This is a genomic window from Nocardia sp. XZ_19_369, assembly GCF_015355715.1.
GTDB lineage: Bacteria > Actinomycetota > Actinomycetes > Mycobacteriales > Mycobacteriaceae > Nocardia.
In genome coordinates this window covers 20,415-40,831 of the sequence record NZ_JACVED010000004.1, presented here as the reverse complement: position 1 = coordinate 40,831, position 20,417 = coordinate 20,415, and the positions used below count along the sequence as shown (strand labels likewise).

Here is a 20,417-nt window from a genome sequence, read left to right as displayed (position 1 = left end):
TCGAAATCCGTTGTGGCACCGACCGAAACCCCTTGTCGGTCCCGGTCGCTGTGTTCGATGTACACACTGTCGCCGCCCCAACTGACACGGCCCTGACATCCACCTGACACCCCCACTGACACGGCGATCGGTCAGGTGCGCCCCACGTCGTCGACCATCGCGTAGATTCGCCGGACACCGCCGCCGTAGGCGTCGCATTCGCCGAGGATTCAGCGGAGACTGAGGGCCGCGCTGGTTCGCGGCACTCCAGGTGGACGAGACGGCCGCCGGGTCAGGGCCGGACGAGCTCGTAGGAGGTGCTTCGGCCGCCGGAGTTCGAGCGCTGCAGAACGCCGAGGTCGACAAGCTCGTTGATGTCACGGAGTGCGGAGTCTTGCGAGGACTTCGTGATGATCGACCATTTGCGGGTGGTGAGTTTGCCCTGGAATCCGTCCAGCAGGCGGTTGAGCATGGCGATCTGGCGGGTGTTCATGAGAGTCGCTGCCCACTGCCGCCAGAATCGGGTCTTTGCCAGGACTGTGTCGACGGTGTCATCGGCGTGGGTTATCGCGCGATGCAGCGCGGCGAGGAACCACAACAGCCATTCGGTCACATCGAGGGTGCCCTTCTGGGTGCGTTCCAGAATTGCGTAGTAGGCGTTGCGGTCTCGCTGGATCTGAGCCGAAAGGCTGTAGAAGCGAAGCGAACTGCGGTCGGCGCGTGCCAACCACAAGTCACCGAGCGCGCGGGCGATGCGCCCGTTCCCGTCATCGAAAGGGTGCACGGTCACAAACCACAGATGCGCCAGACCAGCCTTCACGATCGGCGGCTCGGTCGCATCGCGATTGAACCAGTCCAGGAACCGCTGCATCTCGGCGTCGAGCAGCGCGGCAGGCGGCGCTTCGAAATGCACGCGCTGCCTGCCGTAACTTCCGGAAACCACCTCCATCGGGCCGGTGGCATCGGTACGCCACCCTCCGACACGCACGCGCGAGATGCCGGAATGCCCGGTGGGAAAGAGTCCCGCATGCCAGCCGAAGAGCCGGTCGGCGGTCATCGGCTGATCGTGATGGACCGTGGCGTCGAGCACCATCTGAACCACCCCGTCGACGTGGCGGTCCGTGGGAACGAGAGCGCCGATATCCACACCGAGGTGACGTGCGATCGATGAACGAACCGATGCGACATCGAGCAGTTCCCCCTCGATTTCACTGGTCTTGACCACATCCGCAGTGAGGGCCGCGAGACCGGCCTGCTCACGCACCGCATCTTCGGTGTCGGCGAGCCTGCCGAGCAGACGCCCTTGCTGCTGCGCGACGTCGAACAGCGGGCCGGCCAGCCGCTCAGCGTCGTACCGAAAGCCGGGCCAGTCCGGGTCCTCCCAGATATAGGTGCGTTTTCCGTCCGGCATGCGTCGATCATACGCCCTATTCACCGCATAATCTGCGGTGAATAGATGCGCTATTCACCGCACCGCCGACGGTCGCACCCCAGCTGCTCCGCTACCTCGGAAGACTTCCAGCCCGTTCATCGCCCGGTAGGCAGGATCACCTCGGGGGTGAGGTCGGCGATGGTCGGGTAACCGTCGAGGCCCATGAGCAGGTCGGTTTCCTGGAGGAGTGCGTTCAGGACGTTGACGATGCCGTCGGTGCCGCCGCAGGCGAGGCCGTAGATGTAGGGGTGGCCGATGCCGACGGCGGTCGCGCCGAGGGCGAGGGCCTTGACGATGTCGGCGCCGGATCGGATGCCGGAGTCGAACAGGACGGGCAGCCCGTCGGCGGCCGCGACGACGGAGGGCAGTAGATCGATCGCCGCGAGGCCGCCATTGGCTTGTCTGCCACCGTGATTGGAGCAGTAGATGGCGTCGGCTCCCCCATCCTTGGCGCGCCGGACGTCTTCGGGGTGGCCGATGCCTTTGAGGATCAACGGCAGCTCGGTCAGTGAGCGCAGCCAGGGTAGGTCGTCCCAGGTGAGACGGTTGCCGAAGATCGTGTTCCAGGTGTCCAAGGCGACCGAGGGATTGTCGTCGGGTGCGGTCGGCAGCAGCCGCTGGAACACCGGATCGGTGAGGTAGTTCGCGAGGCAGTCGCTGCGCAACCGGGGCGAGTCGGTCAGCAACGGGTCACGCGGGCGCCAACCGGTGTGCCAGCAGTCCAGGGTCACCACCAGTGCTCGGAAACCGGCGTTCTCGGCGCGGTGCACCAGGCTTTGCGCCAGGTCGCGATCGGTCGGGGTGTAGAGCTGGAATATGCCGGGGGTGTCGCCGAAATGCGAGGCGACGGTTTCGAGCGGGTCGACGGCCATGGTGGACGCCATCATCGGTACTCCGGTGCGGGCCGCGGCCTGAGCGGTCGCGACTTCGCCGTGTCCCTGTGGATCGCACAAACCGATCACACCGACCGGGGCCAGGAACAGCGGGGTCGGCAGGCTCATGCCGCACAACTCGACCGACAGCTCACGGTGTTCGCTCGCGCGCAGCATCCGAGGCAGCACACCGATTCGCTGGAACGCGGCCACGTTGTTGGCTTGGGTGGATTCATCACCTGAGCCGTGCGAAACGTAAGACCAGAGATCGGCCGCCATCGTTGTCCGCGCTTCTTCTTCGAGTTGGGTGTAATCCGCGAAATTCGTCACGCCGTTCCCTTCTCACTCGGTTCAATCGAGGGGGATGCTCATCTTGTGGTGGAGTAGGTTCTCGGGATCGTATTTGCGTTTGATCTCTTTCAGTCGGGGCAGGTGCGGGCCGTAGTAGGCCTCGAACATATCGCGACCATGGTTGCCTTCCATGAGATCGTCGTCGCCGATGTATGGGCCGGCGGAGTAGGGATGGAACAGCTCGTAGGCCTGGTCCTCCCATTCACGGTAGCGGCGGTCGCCCTCGACTTCCAGATCATCGACGGTCAGTCCGTTGCCGGATTCGACGTCGGTGCCGAAACCCGAAAGCCACGTGCAGCCACGGTTTTTGATCGCGCAAGCTTCGACAGGCAATTCGACGGCGGGGTTGATCCGGCAGAACTGCACTCGATTGCCAGGCAGCTGACTTTTCAGCAGCTCCGCGAATTCACGGATCAAACTCTCCGACAATGGTTTCGGTAGGAATCCTGCCCGTACCCGCTGATAGCGTAGATGATTATTGGTTTCGCGGGTGACAGCGCTCGCGTCGACCAGCCAGTGAGCGGAGGTCTGCTCTTCGCTCTGACGCTCGAGTACCTGCAAGAAATTCAGGGGTTCGATGTGCGCGGGTTCGGTGGGTGTCGGCAGTGCGGCTCGCATGTCGGCGATCAACGCGTCGCGTTCGGCGGCGGTGTCGGTGAAAAGTCCGCCGGACAGCTCGATCATGCCCCGCCAGGTGGCCAGGATCGGGCTGACGGTAGTCGGTGAATGCAGGCAGTACCGCTGCACGTCGATCAGGGTTCGGGCGACGTCGACCTGGTCGAAGTGCCAGCGGAAGGTGAAGTCGGCGGGCGCCCTCGGTACGTCGTGCGCCTTCAGCTTCATTCGGGTGATGACGCCGAACGATCCGGTTCCGGAGCCGCGCAGCGCCCAGAAAAGGTCGGCGTGCTCGGTGGCGTTGGCGGTGCGGACCTCGCCGTCGACGGTGACGACCTCGAACTCCAGGGCGTGGTCGGTGAGGTTGCCGTAGGTGCGCAGGCAGCGCCCGTAGCCGCCGGCGGTGACTTGGCCGCCGAGCCCGACGTTGAGGCAGTCACCGCCCGGCACCAGCAGCCCGTGTTCGAAGGCTTTCGAATACAGAATGCCGGTCAGCACCGCGGGTTCGGCAGTAACTGTCTTCGCCGCCGAGTCGACGCTGATCGCGCGCATCTGCATCAAGTCGATCACCAACGCTTTACTGTCGGGCCCGCCCAACCCGTTGCCTTCCATCGAATGACCACCGGAACGAATAGCCAATTGGGCGATGCCCACCGCCCGCGCGGCGCGCAATACTGCTTGCACCTCCGCGGTATTGCGTGGCTGAACCAATCCGAGCGGCCGGAACCGGGTGCGCACATTCCACGTCGCCCTGGCTCGGTCGTAATCGGGGTCCCCCTCGAAACTCATGACCATTTCGGGAAGTGCCGCGCGGAGTCGTGCCGCTACCTCGCTCATGACAATCCAGCCTCCAGCACCTCGCCGATCCGCCGATTCTTCGATAGAAGCCTAAACCGGTCACATCGAATACAGCCCGACCGAAAACGGCCTGCCGTAAACAAAACAGGCTTGCGGTTAGCATGATGGAGATCCGACCCGACGACCGCACATTTCGATCGCGAGCTCGTTACGAAACACCGATTACTCGACGAGAAGGCGGTATTTGTGCACGTGACGACGGTACGAGAAGCTTCCTACGAGGTCCTGCGGTCGCTGGGTGTCACCACCTTTTTCGGCAACCCGGGGTCGAACGAACTGCCGTTTCTGCAAGAGTTCCCCGATGATTTCCGCTACATCCTCGCCCTCCAGGAGGGGGCAGGGCTGGCAATGGCCGACGGTTACGCCCAATCCACCGGGAAACCGGTGCTGGTCAGCCTGCACTCGGCAGCGGGTGTGGGACAGGCAATGGGTAACCTCGTGAATTCCTGGCAGGCGGGAACGCCGCTGGTACTGATCAGTGGACAGCAGTTCCGGCCGCTGATCACCTTGCAGGGCATGCTCACCAACCACGACGCGACCACTCTGCCGCGGCCGCTGGTCAAGTGGAGCTTCGAAGCGCCGTCGCCCCAAGCGGTCCCCGCCGCGCTGGCACGGGCGGTCGCCTGTGCGATGACCATGCCGACCGGGCCGGTGTATCTGTCTGTCCCACTGTCGGATTGGAACGAGCCCGCCGATACCGACAACCTGCCCTATCTCTTGGGCCGGCAAGTGGCTGGTCGGCCGGTAGCAGACCGGGCGGCGCTGCGAGCGCTGGCTCAGCGCTTGGACACCGCCGAGAATCCCGTGCTGGTGCTCGGACCCGACGTCGACGCCTACGGCGGCTGGGACGCTGCGGTTGCGCTTGCCGAAGAAGCCGGTCTACCAGTCAAATTCGGCACTTACGAGTACCCGAGGATCTCGTTTCCGACCCGGCATCCCTGCTACCAGGGCACCCTCGGGGCCAGTATCGGCCAGGTTCGAGATCAATTGGCCCCCTACGATTTCGTCGCTTGGGTAGGCGGCGCGGTGCTGCCTTACCATGCGTGGGAGGCTGGCCGGTACCTGCGCGAAGGAACCGAACTGACCCTCATCACGGCAGATCCCGACCAGGCCGCACGCGCACCGCTCGGAACGGCCATCGTCGGCGACCCCGCCGAAGCGCTGGCCCAGCTCGCCGAACAGGTCACCATCACTCGCCCACTACCCGTCGCAAAGAAAACCACTGCGCCGGTTGACATTTCGGCACAAGATACCGATTCGGTGAGCGAGGCTCAGTTTCTCCAGGTGCTCGCCGAGCACCATCCCGACGACGCCGCCTGGGTATACGAAGCGCCGTCGCTGGGCGCGTGGTGGGACAAACTGCCGATCACCGCACCCAACAGCTTCTTCTGCGGCGCCGCCAGTGCCCTCGGCTACGGGCTACCCGCGGCGGCCGGAGTCGCACTGGCCCAACCGAACCGGCCGGTGATCGCGCTGATCGGCGACGGCTCAGCGAACTACAGCATCACCGGACTGTGGAACGCTGCCCAGCACAACCTCGATATCACCTACCTGATCGTGCACAACGGCGCCTACCAGGTCCTCAAGGACTACGGCACCTGGCTCGACGCGGAAGGACTACCCGGCCTGAACCTGCCGGGCATCGACTTCACCGGCATCGCCACCGGCTACGGCGTCCCTGCCCGCACCGTCACCACCACCAACGACCTCGCCGATGCACTGAAGCAAGCCTTCGGCGCCCCCGGCCCGCACCTGATCCAGGTCCAGATCACCGACGAGCCCAGCGGAGTCTTCGACTAGCAATCGCCATACCGCACGTGAGGACCGCCCGGCTCACCACGGCGCACCGCTGACCGGAACGTTGATGAAGCTCGGCCCGTCAGGATTCAGCTCTATGTGCTGCGGGCGTAATTGACTCTCTGCCCAGTTCACCCGCATCGGGCTCTGCCTGCGCGAGAACACTCGACGAGAACGGCACAGTGATACCGACAACCGCGGTAGCAGCGGCCATCCGCAATAGAGCACGGGAGCGCCACCGCCACATGCGAAGTCGAGCACGGTCAGCCATAGGAATTCCCTCCGAGGCGAGCAGTAGTACCGCGACCGAACGTCACGGTGGCGCGAAATAGCCACTGCCCCAAAGGACTCGAGCAACTGGGCGCTTCCCGACATGCCGGCGCCTATATGGAAGTGCCTCGATCACGTTAAGCGTGAAAGGCGACCCGAGCCATGACCCGCCTGGTCAGTTTTCATGACCGCTCCGCCCAACGGATCAGCCCTGATGTGAGGGCAACAGACGGCTACTTGCTGACGTCGGTGCCGAAGTACTTCTCGGAGATCTTCGCCAGTGTGCCGTCGGCGCGCAGGGTATCCAACGCCTTGTCGACGTCGGTCATCAGCGCATCACCCTTGCGGGCCGCGAACGACTGCAGGCTGGCGGCACCGGTTTTGCCGGCGATCCGCACACTGGTATCACCGGTCTTCTTGGTGTATTCGGCGACGGCGAGGTTGTCGTTGACGGTGGCGTCGACCCGGCCGATCTTCAGCAGCTGGATGGCCTGCACGAAGCCTTCCACCGCCTCGATTTTCGCGCCCGCGTTCGTGGCGACCTTGGCCCAGGTGGTTGTCGCGGACTCCGCGCAGACCTTGCCATTGAGATCGGCGAGCGAGGTGATGCTGTTGTTGTCCGTTCGGGTGACAATCACACCCTCGGAGAAGGTGTACGGCTGCGACAGCGCGTACTTGTTCTTGCGCTCGTCATTGACCGTCACCTGGTTGGCGATGAGGTCGAAGCGCTTCGATTCGAGCCCGGCGAAGATCGCGTCCCATGGAATCATCACGAATTCGACCTTCTTGCCGAGCTTTTCGGCGACCGCCTGCACGACCTCGATGTCGTAGCCGGTGAGCTTGCCGTCAGAGCCTTGGTAGCTGAAGGGCGCGTAAACACCTTCGGTGCCGATCTTCAACACATTCGGGTCGGCACTTCCGCAGGCAGTGAGCCCGGTGGCGGCGACGATGGTGAGCATGACGGCGGCGAACAGCTTGCGGCGCACGAGAGTCCCTCTCTTCGGTGCGCGGACAACAGACACGTCCACGCACCACACAACCCGACTCAGGTAACTCCGAGGCGATCTGCCGACAGTATCCCCATCGTGGTACGCCGAGTGCCTGTACGCGGAATTACGGCTTGGCGGCATCCATCAAACGCCCTGCAGAACACGATCCAGTGCCGCCCGGCCCGCAGGTCCCCAGTGCGGCTTGCCACCGGGGAGGCCCCGATCTCCGTTCTGCCCCATGAGCATCAGAAAGAGGCTCTTCATAGCTGCCAGCCCGCGGGCGCGCCGGATCGCCGCGTCATCTGCTTGCGCGTACATGTCGAAGAACCGTGCGGCCGTGCCCGCGGGTAGCAGCACCCATGCGGCAGCGAGATCCCACGCCGGATCGCCGGCGAACATGTCGCCGAAATCGACTATGCCCGTGAGTGTTCCGTCCGCGACGACGACGTTCGCGGGATGGAGGTCGCCGTGCACCCACACCGACGGGCCCTCCCACGCTGGGGCCGCGACGGCGTCATCCCAGACGGCGCGGACGTCGGTAGCGATGTCGTCGGCGGCAACGGCCTGAAGGAAGTGCCCGAAGTCGGCCGTGCAGTTGCGGGGATGGGCACCGCGGTCTCTACCGATCGGCGCCTCTGCAGGTGCCTCCACATGCAGTGCCTGGAGAAAGGCTGCCAGTGTGTCGGCTGCATGGACGCCGCGGCTGATCGTGCCATGGTCCAGCGGCTCGCCGGGAACCCACGTCATCACAGTCCAGTGCTTGGGGAAGCGCTCGGACGGTTCACCGAACCGCACCGGGGTCGGCACCGGCAGCGGCAAGCGCGGGGCCAAGACAGGCAGCCACCGCCGCTCTTTGAGCTGAAACTCCGGGGTTCGGTCCATGCGCTGCATGCGCACGGCCAACCCGTCGCCGAGTCGCCACATTTGGTTACCCCAGCCGCCCGCCACCTCGCGAATGGTCAGCCCCGCAAGGTCTGGATGTTGCTCCCGCAGCAGGTCGCGGACCAGGTCAGCGGTGATCTCGATCTCGGTGTCGGCCACGCGAATTCAGTGTACAGAGGGGGCACCCGACCGGCCCGGCGACAGTTTCAAGATTTGCGCCACCACGACGAAACAGAAAGGACATTGCGGTGGACGCAATCAATGTCCGGATTTTCCGGATCGCCCGCAATCAATTGGCCCGCTATTTCAAGGCCCGGCAAACCCGACGAACAGGGCCACGGCCGCCAAAAGTTCGCACCGGAGTTCTTCGAAAAGTTGCCCGGCACCCGTCCGGCAACAGCCCCCTACGACGGAGGGCCGCCTCTCGCATGGTGCCGCGGCCGGCGTTAGCGAACAGGCCGGTCGGTCGCGTTGTCCAGGAAACGCCCGAATCCCGGTGAGTCCAGCCGACACTCGGGGAACGCCCACGTCTCGAGGCGGCCGATATGCGACACTGTCGCCGTGCAGCCCAAGCGCAGGATCCACTTCGTGGGCAGCTTGCCCGCGCAGTTGGACAGCCCAGAGAAGGCAATGGCGTTCGCCGTCGACACCGCCGGTGAATACCTCGACGGCATGGTTCCGGGCGGTGAAGCGGATCCATACCGCGCCCAGTGGTACATCAGACCCATCATCGACCGGTTCAACGACATCCCGGCGCTGGCGCCCGTGCGCCGCGGTGATTGGTCGACGCTGCGTTCCCGTGACACCTTCCGCCTGCGGCCCGGCCGCTCGCTGACCGAAGCCGATATCGACGCCGCGCTCGGCTATGCGGAGGAGGCCGGGCGTGCCATGGACGCGTTGGCCGAGCTGCGCCGAACCGATCCCGAACTTCGCTTGCAGGTGGGCATACCGACGCCCTTCGTTATCGGTTTCATCGCCTTCGAGGCGCGGATGCTCGCGTGGCGCCGAGGCTCGCTGGGCCGTGGTGACCGGGGCTTTCCTTATTACCGCCCGATTCTCGACGCCACCGTCAGGGAGATCGTCCGTATCCACGAGGCGTTGCGGGACAACGTCGTATTCCAGCTCGAGCTGGCCGCGGAGACACTCCTCTGCAGCGGGCTACCCGCGGGCCTGCGGCAAGGTCCGGCCACCGCGGCAGGTCGAGCGATCGGGCGCCTGGTCGCACGGGCGCCCCATGGTTCCCATTTCGGTGTGCACTTGTGTTACGGGAGCCTCGAAGACAAGCCGGTCGTGGCACCGAGGTCGGCGGCCCCGGTCGTTGCGCTGGCCAACGCGATAGCGCGATACTGGCCCGCCGGGCGGCATCTCGACTTCGTTCACCTGCCCATCGGCGATGGCAAACAGGCGCCGGTCCGGCCGCGGTACTACGCGCCCCTGGCCCGCCTCGAATTGCCTGCTACTACGCGTGTTGTCGCCGGACTTGCGCATCCCGCGCAGCCGCTCGCGCAAGCACGACAGGGGCTGGCAGCGGCGGAGTCGGCCTATGGCGGCCGGTTGGACGTCGCGGCCCCGTGCGGCCTGGGCCGCTACAAGACCGTCGAGCGGGCGCAGTCCGCAGTCGCACACGCAGTCGCCTTGGCTGAAACAGAGACCTGAACAGTCGCCGAACGATCAGACGGACTCGAATCGGCGTGCGCCAGCGGATATTTCGGACATATATGCCCACCTGACCCTACGGCGGATTCGGTCGCTGTGGGTCCTAGCTGTATCGGCGCCGACGGTTCGCCGGCAACGTCGCCGATGCCCTCGGCTGCCACTGAGGCCGGGAGTAAGCGCTGGTAGGCCTGTCGTAAAATGTTGGATCACGCTGTGTGGGAGCATGATTCATCGATGACCCGGACCGGGCGGCCGGTTCGGTCGGGGGGCGCGGCGCCTCGTTCGGACAACGCGTACTCCCACCAGATAAGAGCACCAAATCTCTCGAGGAGCACCCGTCCGGGGTATCGATCGGCTACGGTTGCACCTGTGGTCGAAGGAACCGAAGGGCCCCCGTCAGACGACAACCGAACGCCGCAACCGTTCGAGCATGGTCAGCTGAACTCTGCCCGGGTGTATGACTACCTGTTGGGCGGAAAAGACAATCGCGAGATCGACCGCGACATGGGCAATGAATTGCTCTCCAGCGCACCCGAACTCAAGACCTTGGCTTGGTTCACCCGAAGTTTCGGGATCAAAGCCGTCCAGATGGCCGCGGAAGCCGGTATCCGTCAGTTCCTCGATCTCGGCTCGGGCATCCCGACCTCGCCCAACGTGCATGAGGTGGCTCGGGAGATCGCGCCGGCCGCGCGGGTGGTGTACGTCGACTACGACCCGGTCGTGCACACCCATTGCGACGCGCTGCTGGCCAAGCCGGACGGTGTCACCGCACTGCTGGGCGACGTTCGTCATCCCCTCGACATCCTCGATCAGCTGAAGAACCGCACCCTGATCGATTTCGGCGAGCCCGTGGCTATCACGCTCATCAGCGTGCTGCATTACGTGATGGACGCCGAGGACCCCGCCGGGATCATCGCCGCCTTCCGCGACCAGTTGGCCCCGGGCAGCTACCTGGCGATGACTCATGGCTCCCTTGATTCCGCCCCGGAGATACTGCAGGTGCTCGCCGGCACCAAAGGCACTTCAGCCCAAGTCGAGTTTCGTTCAGCAGCACAGACGGAGGCATTGTTCGCCGGCTTCGAGTTGCTCGAACCTGGTGTGGTGCCGGTACAGCAGTGGCTGCGCTCCGACTTGCCGGACACTCGAATGATCATGCTCGGGGCAATCGGCCGCAAACCGTGAATTATCCGGCGCAAACAGGAGTAATCTCGAACCCGCCAATTTGTTGTTGGCCGCCTGCACATTCGAACGTGCGTCAGGTGCTGTCCCAGTCGATCCGAGGATAAACTGATGAAGACCCTCAAAACTGTCGCTGGTGTCGTGTCGACGATCGCATCGGTCGCCGCGGTTACGACCGGCGCCGCCGTTGTCAATGCCCCTATCGCCTCCGCCGCTCCCGGAGACCTCATTACCGCAGATGTCCCCACCGTGGGCCAACTCGACGACCAAGTCGCGTTTCTGATCGAACTACCCGGCTCCGACGAGGCCAAGGCCGCCCATATGGAAGGCGGCACGAGGGCGGTCGTGGTCGCGCGCACCCTCTACAACATCGGCTGGTATCGAGCCCCGCAAGGGTCGAACACGATCACCGGTCCCGAGACCCACGAAGGCGACGTGCACACCGCTATGCTGCGCAGCAAGTCAGTGGGGAAGCCGGATCTGGTTGCCCGAGTGGTCTGGAAGCGCATCGATGGTGCCTGGAAGCTGTCCAACAGCTCCGTGTGCGAGGGCGTCAGGGCCGTGGGGCTGGCCATGGGCTGCGATTTCTGACCGGCTCCGAGCGCCGTGATCGAGATCCGTGACCTCACCCTGAGCTACCCGGGCGTGACCGTCCTCGAAGTACCAGAACTGACCGTCGCGGACGGGGCACTCACCTACCTGATCGGTCTCAACGGCACCGGCAAAACCACGCTGCTGCGGTGTATCTGTGGCGTCATAGCGCCTGCGGTCGGCACCGTCCGGGTCGACGGCACCCTCATCCGTGCCCATCACACCACACCGGCAACACTTGGAATGCACCTCAACTACCGAGCCTTCGACCCACGCCACACGGCACGTCGGCACCTCCGCTGGATCGCCCGCGCTCGTGGACTACCCACGGGCCGGGTCGGCGACGTCCTCGAGATCGTCGACCTCCACCGGGTCGCCGATCGTCGGCTCGGGCACTATTCGCTCGGCATGCTGCAACGGGTCGGCATCGCCGCCGCATTGCTCTCCGAGCCGCAAACCCTGCTGCTCGACGAACCGCTCAACGGCCTCGACATCGCGGGTATCCGTTGGATACGCGAACTGCTGCGCCGGCTCGCCGACGCCGGGACCTGTGTCCTGGTCGCCACGCACCTGCTCGACGAGGTCGAACGCAACGCCGACCACATCGTCATCGTCGGAAACCAGCGTGTGCTGGCCGACCAGCCGTTCGCCCACCTCATGAACACCCTGAGTCCTGGCGAGACCAACCTCGAAGACGCCTACCTACGCATCGCCGGCCTGCCGACCGACGTCGCGATCGGCGTGGCCCCATGAACAACCCCGGTCCGGCCACCCTGATCCGCCGCGCCATCGCCGCGGAATGGACCCGCACCGCCGGTCGCAGCTTCCTGTGGGCCGTCGCTGTCCCCCTCACCTTCCTGCTGCCACTGGGCGTCACCTTCGCAATCGCCGCCGTCGCGGAACGACTCGCCAGCCTTCCCGGACAGAGTTACCTGGCCACGGTCTCCACCACCAACTCCGTGTACTGGGTGATCACCATGTCCGTGGCGGTCATGATGGTGACCACCGCCTACGCCCACGCCACCCAATGGCGCGGTCAGACCAGCGATCTCAATGCCTTCCTGTTTCCCCGGTCTTGGACGGCCGCGACGGCCCGGTGGATCTACTACGGCGCCATCACGGCAATCTCGACACTGCTGCTGCTCATCGCCGTCATGGTCACGCTGCCGCACCTGTTCCCGCAAATCTATGGGGATGTGGACATCACCGACTCCGCCGGCATCCGGTTCCTCTGGACCGTCCCGTGTTACGCGTTCGCCGCATGCGGAGTCGGCGTCGCGGTCGGGTCACTGATTCGCACTCCGTCCGCCGCCGTCGCCGTCCTGCTGTTCTGGGTATACGTGGGCGAGAACTCCATCAATCTGCTGCCCCGCGGGTCCGCGATACAGGCCTACGCCCCGTTCCTCAACGCCGTCGCCGCGACCGGCCAGGAAGTCGCCTTCCTCCCGCGCTTCGGCCGCAACGGATCGCTGCTCTACTTCATCCTCGTCGCCGTCAGCCTCTTCATCATCACAGCCGTCCTACCGATCCTCATTCGACGGATCTCCGGACTGCGCAGAAGGACGCGCACCACTTCAGACGCAGCCTGAGCCGAGCCCGTCGTCACGACTTCCGGTCGCGCGATAACACAGAGACCGGACGAACCTCGAGCGGAAGCCGTCCCATCGAGGGGATCGGACCCAGGGCTCGCGGCAGCTTCTTGGTTTTGACGGGCTGGAACTCCCACTTCGACAGCAGACTGTAGAGAATTGTTTGCAGCGCTATCCAGGCGTAATTGTTACCGATGCACATCTGATTGCCCTCGCTGAACGGAACGAAGCTCTTGCATTTCGAACCAGAGCCCGAGGTCGGCCACCGGTCGGGGTCGAAAGTGTCCGGATCGGCGAAAATGTTCGGGTTGCGGTGAATAGCTGCGATGCTGTAGCCGATATCGGTCCCGGCAGGAAATGTGAAACCGTCGAGTTCGACCTTGCTGACGCTGCGTCTCGTCTGAAGTAGTGGCGAATGGGTCCGGGTGACCTCGTTCAGGAACCGGTTCAGATAGTCGAGTTGGTCGAGGCTCTGCGGGCTGAGGTCTCCCGCGGCGGAGATCTCCTGCTGCAGTCTCGAAGCAACCTCCGGACGATGTGCCAACTCGTACATAGCCCAGGTCAGTGTGGCGGTCGTGGCGTCGATGCCGCCGAAGAGAACGGTCACCGCCTGCTCTGCCAGGAACTTGTCACTACGGTGTTCGTCACCGAACGAATACAGCAGGATGTCGATCAGGTCGTTCCGGCGCTCACCGCTGTCCCGGCGCGCGACGAGCAGCTGTTGACAGTAGTCCCGCAGTTGCGTTCCAGCCGACAGGAATTTGCTGTTGACCGGCAATGGCAGGCTCGCCAGTTTCTTGGGCAGCACACTGCCCACGATGGCGCCTGCGCCTATGTCCGCGATCAGACTCGAAATGTGTTGCAGCTCTTCGGTATCGGGTTCGCGCGAGAACAGCGACCCCAGCAGGCTGGCGATCACCAACCCCAACAGCGCGGAACGGGCCTCGATGATCTGGCCTGGCCGCCACGAGCTCGCCAACGCATCCGCGTTGCGCTTGATGCTGGGCGCGTAGGTTTCCAACGCTGTCCGGTGGAACGCTGGTTGCAGCAGACGACGAAGATCCCTGTGTTGCTGACCATCCGCCACGATCAGCGAATCCCCGAATATGAGACGGATGCGTTCGAAGAGGAGCCCTCGCTCGTAGGCATCAGGGGTCTCTACCAGAACCCGGTGGAGTAGTTCGAAATCGGTGATGACATAGACAACGACACTGCCGATGTCGACACGTACTATCTTCCCGACGTTGACCAGATCCACCATGAACTGGACTGGGTCACGCAATATCTGGTAACCGTGCCCGAGAACCGGCAAACGTCCAGCCGCACTCGGGACGTCACGAAGTTCCACTGCGTGTTGCCTTTCGTTCGGCAGGTTCGAGACCAGAGACTTCGGGTGATCGGATCACCACACAGACAGCAGCGACCCCACCGCAGTCGACCGCGTGGACCGGTTGTGCAGAGAGCTTGCCGACGGGCATCAGCGGAGGAGCGCTCGTCGGCGGCACGACGCAGGGCGACTGCCCCGCCGATGCCGTGGGACGCCTCGGCTACGAAAAGCGGTCCCCCCGACTTGGTCGGTCATAGCCAACTCCTGGATCAGCGTGTCGGGCAACGATCTCCTCACAACTTTCGACAAACCGGCCTCGGTCTCAGACTTTCTCCGATAGTCCGCACGGGGACTCCCGCACGGACAGGCGACAACCGATCTGAAACACTGAGGCTTGTTGTCCATCAACACGTTACATTAGCCGGGATATCGGCCCGGCTCCGACTTTTTGCCGAACACCAACGGTCCGAGTGCCATTCACAGGAGAAGCCACAGCTTCCTGCCGGCGTCGACTCGGTCGCATAGTTCGCGTGAACGTTGCAAACGACTTCACCGCAACTCGTCCAGGTTCTCCCGCACCGATCTTCCACCGATCATGCGTGACGCGTTGCCGGGTAGCAGGCAGGCTCGGCCACGATCGACCCGATACCTCCGGCCGCCGGCGCCAGGCGCGGATAGCCCACGGCCCGAACAGCAATGAGGCGACCGTCCAGTCGGCATCCGCAGCCCATCGCCCGCTGAGCCGTGTCGACTGCGACACCCACGGCTCTGCCGTGCGGCCGGCGGTGTCCAACCTCTGCACTCGGCCCATCTCCGCGGGGCACAGCCGCACATGCCGCATACCGCACGTTGGTCAATCGTCCAGATGCGTTGGCCGACAAGGGATTCAAACACCCGGTTGCAGCCGACCAGCGTGCTGTTCCAAACCACTTCCGGACGAACGCGCGCCACGGCGACGAAGGCACAGGTCAGTCTTACCGGTTGCTACCGATGAGTCCGGTGACGTACTCGTCGGAGCCTTCCTTGCAGTCGGCGACCAAACCTTCCGACAGGTATGACGTAGCCCACACTCGCTCCTCGCACACTGCGATACCAACCCTCGTAGGATCGACAATCAGTTCAGCAACTAAGGGACGCTAGCCGACCCGAACAAACTATTTGCAGCGTTGACGCCGGAGGAGGGGATGGGGCAGGCGGTTGTGGCGACCGCACCGTACGCGAACTTGTTGCCGCTATGAGCTGCATTGTTTATAACGGCAATCGGTAGGTCCTATCCTTGGCGGATGAGCACCAGCCGCCGGGGACGGGCATTGCGTCTACTTCGCAGTGTCGACAAGATCGTCTGTTACTCGGGGAGTGTCGTTGTCCAAGATTCGTATTATCGGCGCTGTTGGCGTCGTCGTTCTTCTTCTCCTGGCAGGCTCGCTGTACTTCGGCTTGCGCGACAAGCCTGACGACGCCCCGGCGAATCAGAAGGCGATCTCGGTGGCGGTCGACATGACCAATCTGCCGCAACGCGTGATTCAGGTGAAGCAGACGATCCCCGTTCAGTCGGGCGAGGCCGAGTTGCTTTTTCCGCAGTGGCTGCCCGGCAACCACTCTCCGTCCGGTCCGATCGATAAGATCGCGGGCATCACCTTCACCAACGCCGGGAATAAGCTGGAGTGGAAGCGTGATCCGCGGAACGTGTACGCGTTCAAGGTTACTGTGCCTGACGGCGCGGAATCGATCGACGCGAGCTTCCAGTACATGACCCCCACCGATTCCACTCAAGGGCGTGTGGTGATGACGCCGAATATGCTGAACTTGCAGTGGAATGCCGTGGTCCTCTATCCAGCCGGTTCTCCCGTCAGCGAGATTCCCTTCACCGCGAGCGTTACCTACCCGCCAGGATTCGAGGCCGGAACCGCACTGGAGGTCGCAGGCAAGGACGGCGACACGGTGAATTACCGGACTGTTCCGTTGGACATCCTCGTCGACTCGCCCGTGTATGCGGGGCGCTATCACAAGGAGTTCGACCTGGCTCCCGGCGCGAAAACCCCGGTGCGGCTGCAAGTATTCGCCGACGCACCGGAGCAGCTCGAAGCCAAGCCCGAGCACATCGAGCTGCACAAGGCGCTGGTGCAACAGGCGCTGGGACTGTACGGCGCACAACACTATGACCACTACGACTTCCTGCTGTCGTTGTCGGATCAGCTCAGCTCCAACGGCTTGGAACACCAGCGATCCAGCGAGAACGGCCAGCCCACGGACTATTTCACCGGGTGGGACCCCGCGGTGGGCAGCGCCGATCTGCTCGGGCACGAGTACACCCATTCCTGGAACGGCAAGTTTCGACGCCCCGCAGACCTGTGGACCCCCAACTACAACGTCCCGATGCAAGACAGCTTGTTGTGGGTCTACGAGGGACAGACGCAGTATTGGGGCAACGTGCTCACCGGCCGGTCCGGCTTGCGACCTGCGGAGGTTTCTCGTGACGCGTTGGCTTCGGTAGTCGCCGCCTACACCGATAACCGGCCCGGACTTGCCTGGCGCACGCTGCAGGACACCACCAACGATCCCATCATCGCGCAGCGGCGGACGAAGCCGTATCGGTCGTGGCAGCTCAGCGAGGACTACTACCAGGGCGGGCAACTGGTGTGGCTGGGGGTGGATGCGCGGATCCGCGAATTGACCGGGAACTCAAAGTCACTCGATGATTTCGCTCGCGCGTTCTTCGGTGTCGAAGACGGTAAGTGGGAGTCACAGAAAACCTACGACTTCGACGAAGTCGTCTCGACGCTGAATGGCGTGGTCGCCGACGACTGGGCGAAGTACCTGCGCGATCGCATCGACGGAAAGGAACCGTTCGCCGCGAGTGTCGAGAAGACGGGGTGGAAGTTGGTCTACGACAACAACCCGGGCGCCTTACTCACCGCGCAGATGAAAAAGGCCGAGGGCGCCGTCAACTACACCTACTCGATCGGTCTCAACGTATCCGGTGCAGGCAAGGTCACCGACGTGCGATGGGACGGCCCCGCATTCAAGGCAAAAGTCGGCACCGGAATGACGGTCGTTTCCGTCAACGACGCCCCCTATTCCCAAGCCACCATGGAAGCCGCGATCGAGGCGGCCAAGACCGACCCCGCACCGATCCGCTTGCAGGTGAAGGACTTCGATCAGACACGGACCATTGAACTGAACTATCACGACGGCCTCCGCTACCCGCATCTGCAACGCATCGAAGGCACCCCCGACTACCTCAGCCAGATCCTGGCGGCGCGGAACTAGCGACGGGGTGTGCGCCGTCTAACCGGGGTCGGTGAGGCGGCGCACACGATCGTTGAGGTACCGCTGCTCGGGGACGCTCGTGGCGAGTTGCGCGGCCCGCTGATAGCTGTCGATGGCGCCGGTCCGGTCGCCGATCAGTTCCAGTAGGTGTGCGCGTACCGCGTGCGTCCGGTGATGGCGCCGCATCGACGAGTTGTCGAGCAGGGGCGCGATCAGGTCCAAACCCTGCTGTGGGCCGACGGCCATGCTGATAGCGACGGCGCGGTTGAGGGTCACGATCGGGCTGGGTGCGACTCGGTCGAGCATGGCGTAGAGGATGCTGATCTGCGGCCAGTCGGTGCGCTCCCATGTGGGTGACTCCGCATGCACCGCAGCGATCGCCGCCTGCAATTGGAACCGGCCGACATGGCCGCGAGGCAGGACCCGCTCCAGGATGCCGACGCCCTCCGCGATCAGGTCCCAGTCCCACCGGGAACGGTTTTGTTCGGCCAGCGGTACCAGGTTGCCGTCCACGGTCCGGGTCGCCGCTCGGGCGTGGGTGAGCAGCATGAGGGCCAGCGCTCCGGCGACCTCGTCGTGATCCGGTATCGCGCAATGTAATTGACGGGTGAGCCGGATCGCTTCCTCGGTCAGGCTGCAATCCACCAGTGCGCCACCGGCAGAACGGGTGTGGCCCTCGGTGAACAGCAGATGGCACACATCGAGTACCGACGCGATGCGCGAGGGTAGGTCCGATCGGCTCGGGAGCTCGAACACCGCACCGGCCGACCGCAGGGTCGACCGGGCCCGGGTGAGACGCTGGGTCATGGTGCGCGGCGGAACGAGGTAGGCGGCGGCGATCTCAGCCGTTCCCACACCGCACACGGCGTGCAGAGTCAACGCGACCTGCGAAGAGCGGCTCAGACTCGGGTGACAGCACAGCACGAGCATCCGCAGCATGTCGTCGCTGTCGTCGACGCTCGCCTGATCCACCGACGCCACCACGTGCGCGTCACTCGGCTGTGCGACGGCCACGGCCGCTTCGCGCTCGGCCCGGGCCCGGTCGGCCCGCACCCGGTCGATCAAGCGCCGCGACGCCACGGTGATGAGCCAGCCCCGCGGATTGGCGGGCACCCCGTCGCGACCCCACTGCACCGTCGCCGCCTCGGCCGCTTCCTGGGCGGCATCCTCGCAGTCACCGAGGTCGCCGTGCCTACGCAGCAGGGCGGCCAGAACATGCGGCGACTCGCGCCGCCACACGTCCTGCACCACCCGGTTGCTCACTGGTCGTCGCCGCCCGGCCACATCGCGGGCCGCAATTCGACGGTTTCACCGGGACCGGCGAACTGCGCGGCGATCTCCTCTGCGCGAGCGTGGTTTTCGACGTCGATCAGGAAGAACCCCGCCAAATGCTCCTTGGCCTCCGAATACGGCCCATCGGTCGCCAGCGGCTTGCCGTCACCCCATCGGTACAGCCGCGATGACTCGGGCGCCCCGAGCGCTTCCCCCGTCAGCAGCTCGCCCTTCTCCTGCATCTCGCCGAGCAACTTCTCGAAATCGGAGTTCACCCGGTCCCGCTCTTCCTGCGACATCGCCTGGTACTCGGGCAGATAGTCACTCGTCGGATGCCCCCAGGGCTGCGGGTTGGAGTGAATCAGGATCACGTACTTCATCACGGCTCCTTCACGATCACGGATGCGCCCGGATGACCCATCCTTACCGGAAACGTCGGAGCCGACGCCATGATGTCGACATACCTGCACACTCGCCCACACGGACGCATGACGACGTGAAGCAGGGGGTTGCCAGCAGCTGTCTCGCCACTGCACACGTCAGATTCGCTGTCTTGTAGCGCTTTTCGAGTCGCGGCAGAACGGTCGCCGCCGAGGTCATCTCCAGCTCAGGACGAAGGACCCTGACCAGCGGCCGTCATTCGATGCGCTCATCGGGTGAGCGGGCATCTTCTGGGTCCGATTCGTGCCTTGTGTGTGCGGGTTTGGCGACATGTTGCAGGGCCTGGAGCAGCTGTTCGATCGCCGACTTGGGGAAGACCAGCTGATAGCCCTCGGTGTGGCTGCGGGCCTTCTTCAATTCGATGCCGAGCCGATCGAACTCGGTCACGAGATCTACGACAGGCCTGTGCTTGCGAGCCAGGTTCTGCAGCGCGCTCACGCCGCTCTCGACGTCGTCGTCCGCTGCCGGCGGGGCGGGTTGCTCGCCGGCGGGCGATCCGAGCGGGGCAGCATGGTACAGAGCCGCAGTCGCACTCCCGGGCGGCAAGCCCAGCGCCTCGAGCGCTCGGTCGTATTTGGCCGCCGTGGTGGAGCTGATGGTGTCGACTTGCCCGCTCTCGATCCGAGACTGGACATTCCGGGTGGGACCACCCAGGTCGTGGATGCGCTGGTGGGTTATCAGCTCATCGGGAAGATTGCGCTGCCGAAACGCCTTCAACTGCCGGCCGAACCGTGGTCCATCCGGCTCGACGCTATGACGCTTCGCGGTCTCTTCGGCGCCCATGGCGAACACGATACCACCTAGCTGCGCAGAGCTATCCATCGTGCACATGCGCACCGCGTCATCGTGCACACGAGCATCGCTCTTCCTCGGTCGATTTGGGCCGAGACTGCACGCTAGAAGTGCAAAGTGGCCGATGTCGTGCTGTGGAATTCCGGCCCGGAGGGCATTCCCCTCAACAAATGACGCCAGGCATCTTCCCTGTTCATGTCCTGTTTCTTGGCAGAGAGCCGACTGCGGTACGGTGCAGCTATCGAGCAGCATGCA

16 protein-coding genes are annotated in these 20,417 nt (G+C 64.3%); 7 read left to right on the top strand and 9 right to left on the bottom strand.

The annotated features are described in order from the left end of the window. Positions 1-271: 271 nt before the first annotated feature. From IBX18_RS15580 to IBX18_RS15570, 3 genes are all read right to left on the bottom strand, one after another. Positions 272-1,390 carry a Fic family protein gene (locus tag IBX18_RS15580; protein ID WP_194834390.1) on the bottom strand — a complete coding sequence of 373 codons (1,119 nt, stop codon included), beginning with the start codon at positions 1,388-1,390 and terminating at the stop codon, positions 272-274. Positions 1,391-1,506: 116 nt separating this feature from the next. Further along, on the bottom strand, positions 1,507-2,562 hold the full coding sequence (locus IBX18_RS15575; protein WP_194834890.1) for an alpha-hydroxy-acid oxidizing protein: 1,056 nt from the start codon (positions 2,560-2,562) through the stop codon (positions 1,507-1,509). Between the two features lie 72 nt (positions 2,563-2,634). Continuing rightward, on the bottom strand, positions 2,635-4,086 hold the full coding sequence (locus tag IBX18_RS15570) for an FAD-binding oxidoreductase (protein WP_194834389.1): 1,452 nt from the start codon (positions 4,084-4,086) through the stop codon (positions 2,635-2,637). Positions 4,087-4,299: 213 nt separating this feature from the next. Here IBX18_RS15570 and mdlC point away from each other — a divergent pair, with 213 nt between their 5' ends. After that, positions 4,300-5,907: a benzoylformate decarboxylase gene (gene mdlC, locus IBX18_RS15565; RefSeq protein ID WP_194834388.1), complete on the top strand. Its 1,608-nt coding sequence runs from the start codon at positions 4,300-4,302 to the stop codon at positions 5,905-5,907. 500 nt (positions 5,908-6,407) lie between these two features. Here the strand turns inward: mdlC and IBX18_RS15560 are convergent, their stop codons facing one another. Together IBX18_RS15560 and IBX18_RS15555 are read right to left on the bottom strand one after the other, a co-directional pair. Continuing rightward, on the bottom strand, positions 6,408-7,160 hold the full coding sequence (locus IBX18_RS15560) for a transporter substrate-binding domain-containing protein (protein WP_194834387.1): 753 nt from the start codon (positions 7,158-7,160) through the stop codon (positions 6,408-6,410). A 147-nt stretch (positions 7,161-7,307) separates the two neighbouring features. Further along, the gene (locus tag IBX18_RS15555; RefSeq protein ID WP_194834386.1) at positions 7,308-8,204 is read right to left on the bottom strand and encodes an aminoglycoside phosphotransferase family protein; all 897 of its coding nucleotides are present in this window, start codon (positions 8,202-8,204) and stop codon (positions 7,308-7,310) included. A gap of 429 nt (positions 8,205-8,633) precedes the next feature. Here IBX18_RS15555 and IBX18_RS15550 point away from each other — a divergent pair, with 429 nt between their 5' ends. From IBX18_RS15550 to IBX18_RS15530, 5 genes are all read left to right on the top strand, one after another. Beyond that, a complete protein-coding gene (locus IBX18_RS15550) occupies positions 8,634-9,701 on the top strand; it encodes a hypothetical protein (protein ID WP_194834385.1) in 1,068 nt (355 codons plus the stop codon). A 234-nt stretch (positions 9,702-9,935) separates the two neighbouring features. Beyond that, positions 9,936-10,883, top strand: a complete 948-nt coding sequence (locus IBX18_RS15545; RefSeq protein ID WP_194834384.1) for an SAM-dependent methyltransferase — start codon at positions 9,936-9,938, stop codon at positions 10,881-10,883. A 108-nt stretch (positions 10,884-10,991) separates the two neighbouring features. After that, entirely contained in the window at positions 10,992-11,471 is a 480-nt protein-coding gene (locus IBX18_RS15540) for a hypothetical protein (RefSeq protein ID WP_194834383.1), read from the top strand. 15 nt (positions 11,472-11,486) lie between these two features. Continuing rightward, positions 11,487-12,224: an ABC transporter ATP-binding protein gene (locus IBX18_RS15535; RefSeq protein WP_194834382.1), complete on the top strand. Its 738-nt coding sequence runs from the start codon at positions 11,487-11,489 to the stop codon at positions 12,222-12,224. After that, the gene (locus IBX18_RS15530) at positions 12,221-13,060 is read left to right on the top strand and encodes an ABC transporter permease (RefSeq protein ID WP_194834381.1); all 840 of its coding nucleotides are present in this window, start codon (positions 12,221-12,223) and stop codon (positions 13,058-13,060) included. The genes IBX18_RS15535 and IBX18_RS15530 overlap by 4 nt, the downstream gene beginning before the upstream one ends. A gap of 13 nt (positions 13,061-13,073) precedes the next feature. On the opposite strand, the gene IBX18_RS15525 is transcribed toward IBX18_RS15530, so the two are convergent. Further along, positions 13,074-14,408, bottom strand: coding sequence for a cytochrome P450 (locus tag IBX18_RS15525; protein WP_194834380.1), 1,335 nt, complete (start codon positions 14,406-14,408; stop codon positions 13,074-13,076). 1,335 nt (positions 14,409-15,743) lie between these two features. Between IBX18_RS15525 and IBX18_RS15520 the strand changes: the two genes are divergently transcribed. Next, positions 15,744-17,657 carry a M61 family metallopeptidase gene (locus tag IBX18_RS15520; RefSeq protein WP_194834379.1) on the top strand — a complete coding sequence of 638 codons (1,914 nt, stop codon included), beginning with the start codon at positions 15,744-15,746 and terminating at the stop codon, positions 17,655-17,657. 18 nt (positions 17,658-17,675) lie between these two features. Here IBX18_RS15520 and IBX18_RS15515 read toward each other — a convergent pair whose 3' ends face one another. The 3 genes from IBX18_RS15515 to IBX18_RS15505 form a co-directional block, all read right to left on the bottom strand. Beyond that, the gene (locus tag IBX18_RS15515; protein WP_194834378.1) at positions 17,676-18,920 is read right to left on the bottom strand and encodes an RNA polymerase sigma factor; all 1,245 of its coding nucleotides are present in this window, start codon (positions 18,918-18,920) and stop codon (positions 17,676-17,678) included. Beyond that, positions 18,917-19,309 (bottom strand): YciI family protein, encoded by a 393-nt coding sequence (locus IBX18_RS15510; protein WP_194834377.1) that lies wholly within the window; start codon positions 19,307-19,309, stop codon positions 18,917-18,919. The genes IBX18_RS15515 and IBX18_RS15510 overlap by 4 nt, the downstream gene beginning before the upstream one ends. Positions 19,310-19,565: 256 nt before the next feature. Next, positions 19,566-20,153, bottom strand: a complete 588-nt coding sequence (locus IBX18_RS15505) for a hypothetical protein (RefSeq protein WP_194834376.1) — start codon at positions 20,151-20,153, stop codon at positions 19,566-19,568. Positions 20,154-20,417 lie beyond the last annotated feature (264 nt).

Coding starts and splice junctions, on each gene's coding strand:
- IBX18_RS15580 (WP_194834390.1), bottom strand. CDS start 1,390: ATGCCGGACGGAAAACGCACCTATATCTGGGAGGACCCGGACTGGCCC.
- IBX18_RS15575 (WP_194834890.1), bottom strand. CDS start 2,562: ATGGCGGCCGATCTCTGGTCTTACGTTTCGCACGGCTCAGGTGATGAA.
- IBX18_RS15570 (WP_194834389.1), bottom strand. CDS start 4,086: ATGAGCGAGGTAGCGGCACGACTCCGCGCGGCACTTCCCGAAATGGTC.
- IBX18_RS15545 (WP_194834384.1), top strand. CDS start 9,936: ATGACCCGGACCGGGCGGCCGGTTCGGTCGGGGGGCGCGGCGCCTCGT.
- IBX18_RS15540 (WP_194834383.1), top strand. CDS start 10,992: ATGAAGACCCTCAAAACTGTCGCTGGTGTCGTGTCGACGATCGCATCG.
- IBX18_RS15530 (WP_194834381.1), top strand. CDS start 12,221: ATGAACAACCCCGGTCCGGCCACCCTGATCCGCCGCGCCATCGCCGCG.
- IBX18_RS15510 (WP_194834377.1), bottom strand. CDS start 19,309: ATGAAGTACGTGATCCTGATTCACTCCAACCCGCAGCCCTGGGGGCAT.
- IBX18_RS15505 (WP_194834376.1), bottom strand. CDS start 20,153: ATGGGCGCCGAAGAGACCGCGAAGCGTCATAGCGTCGAGCCGGATGGA.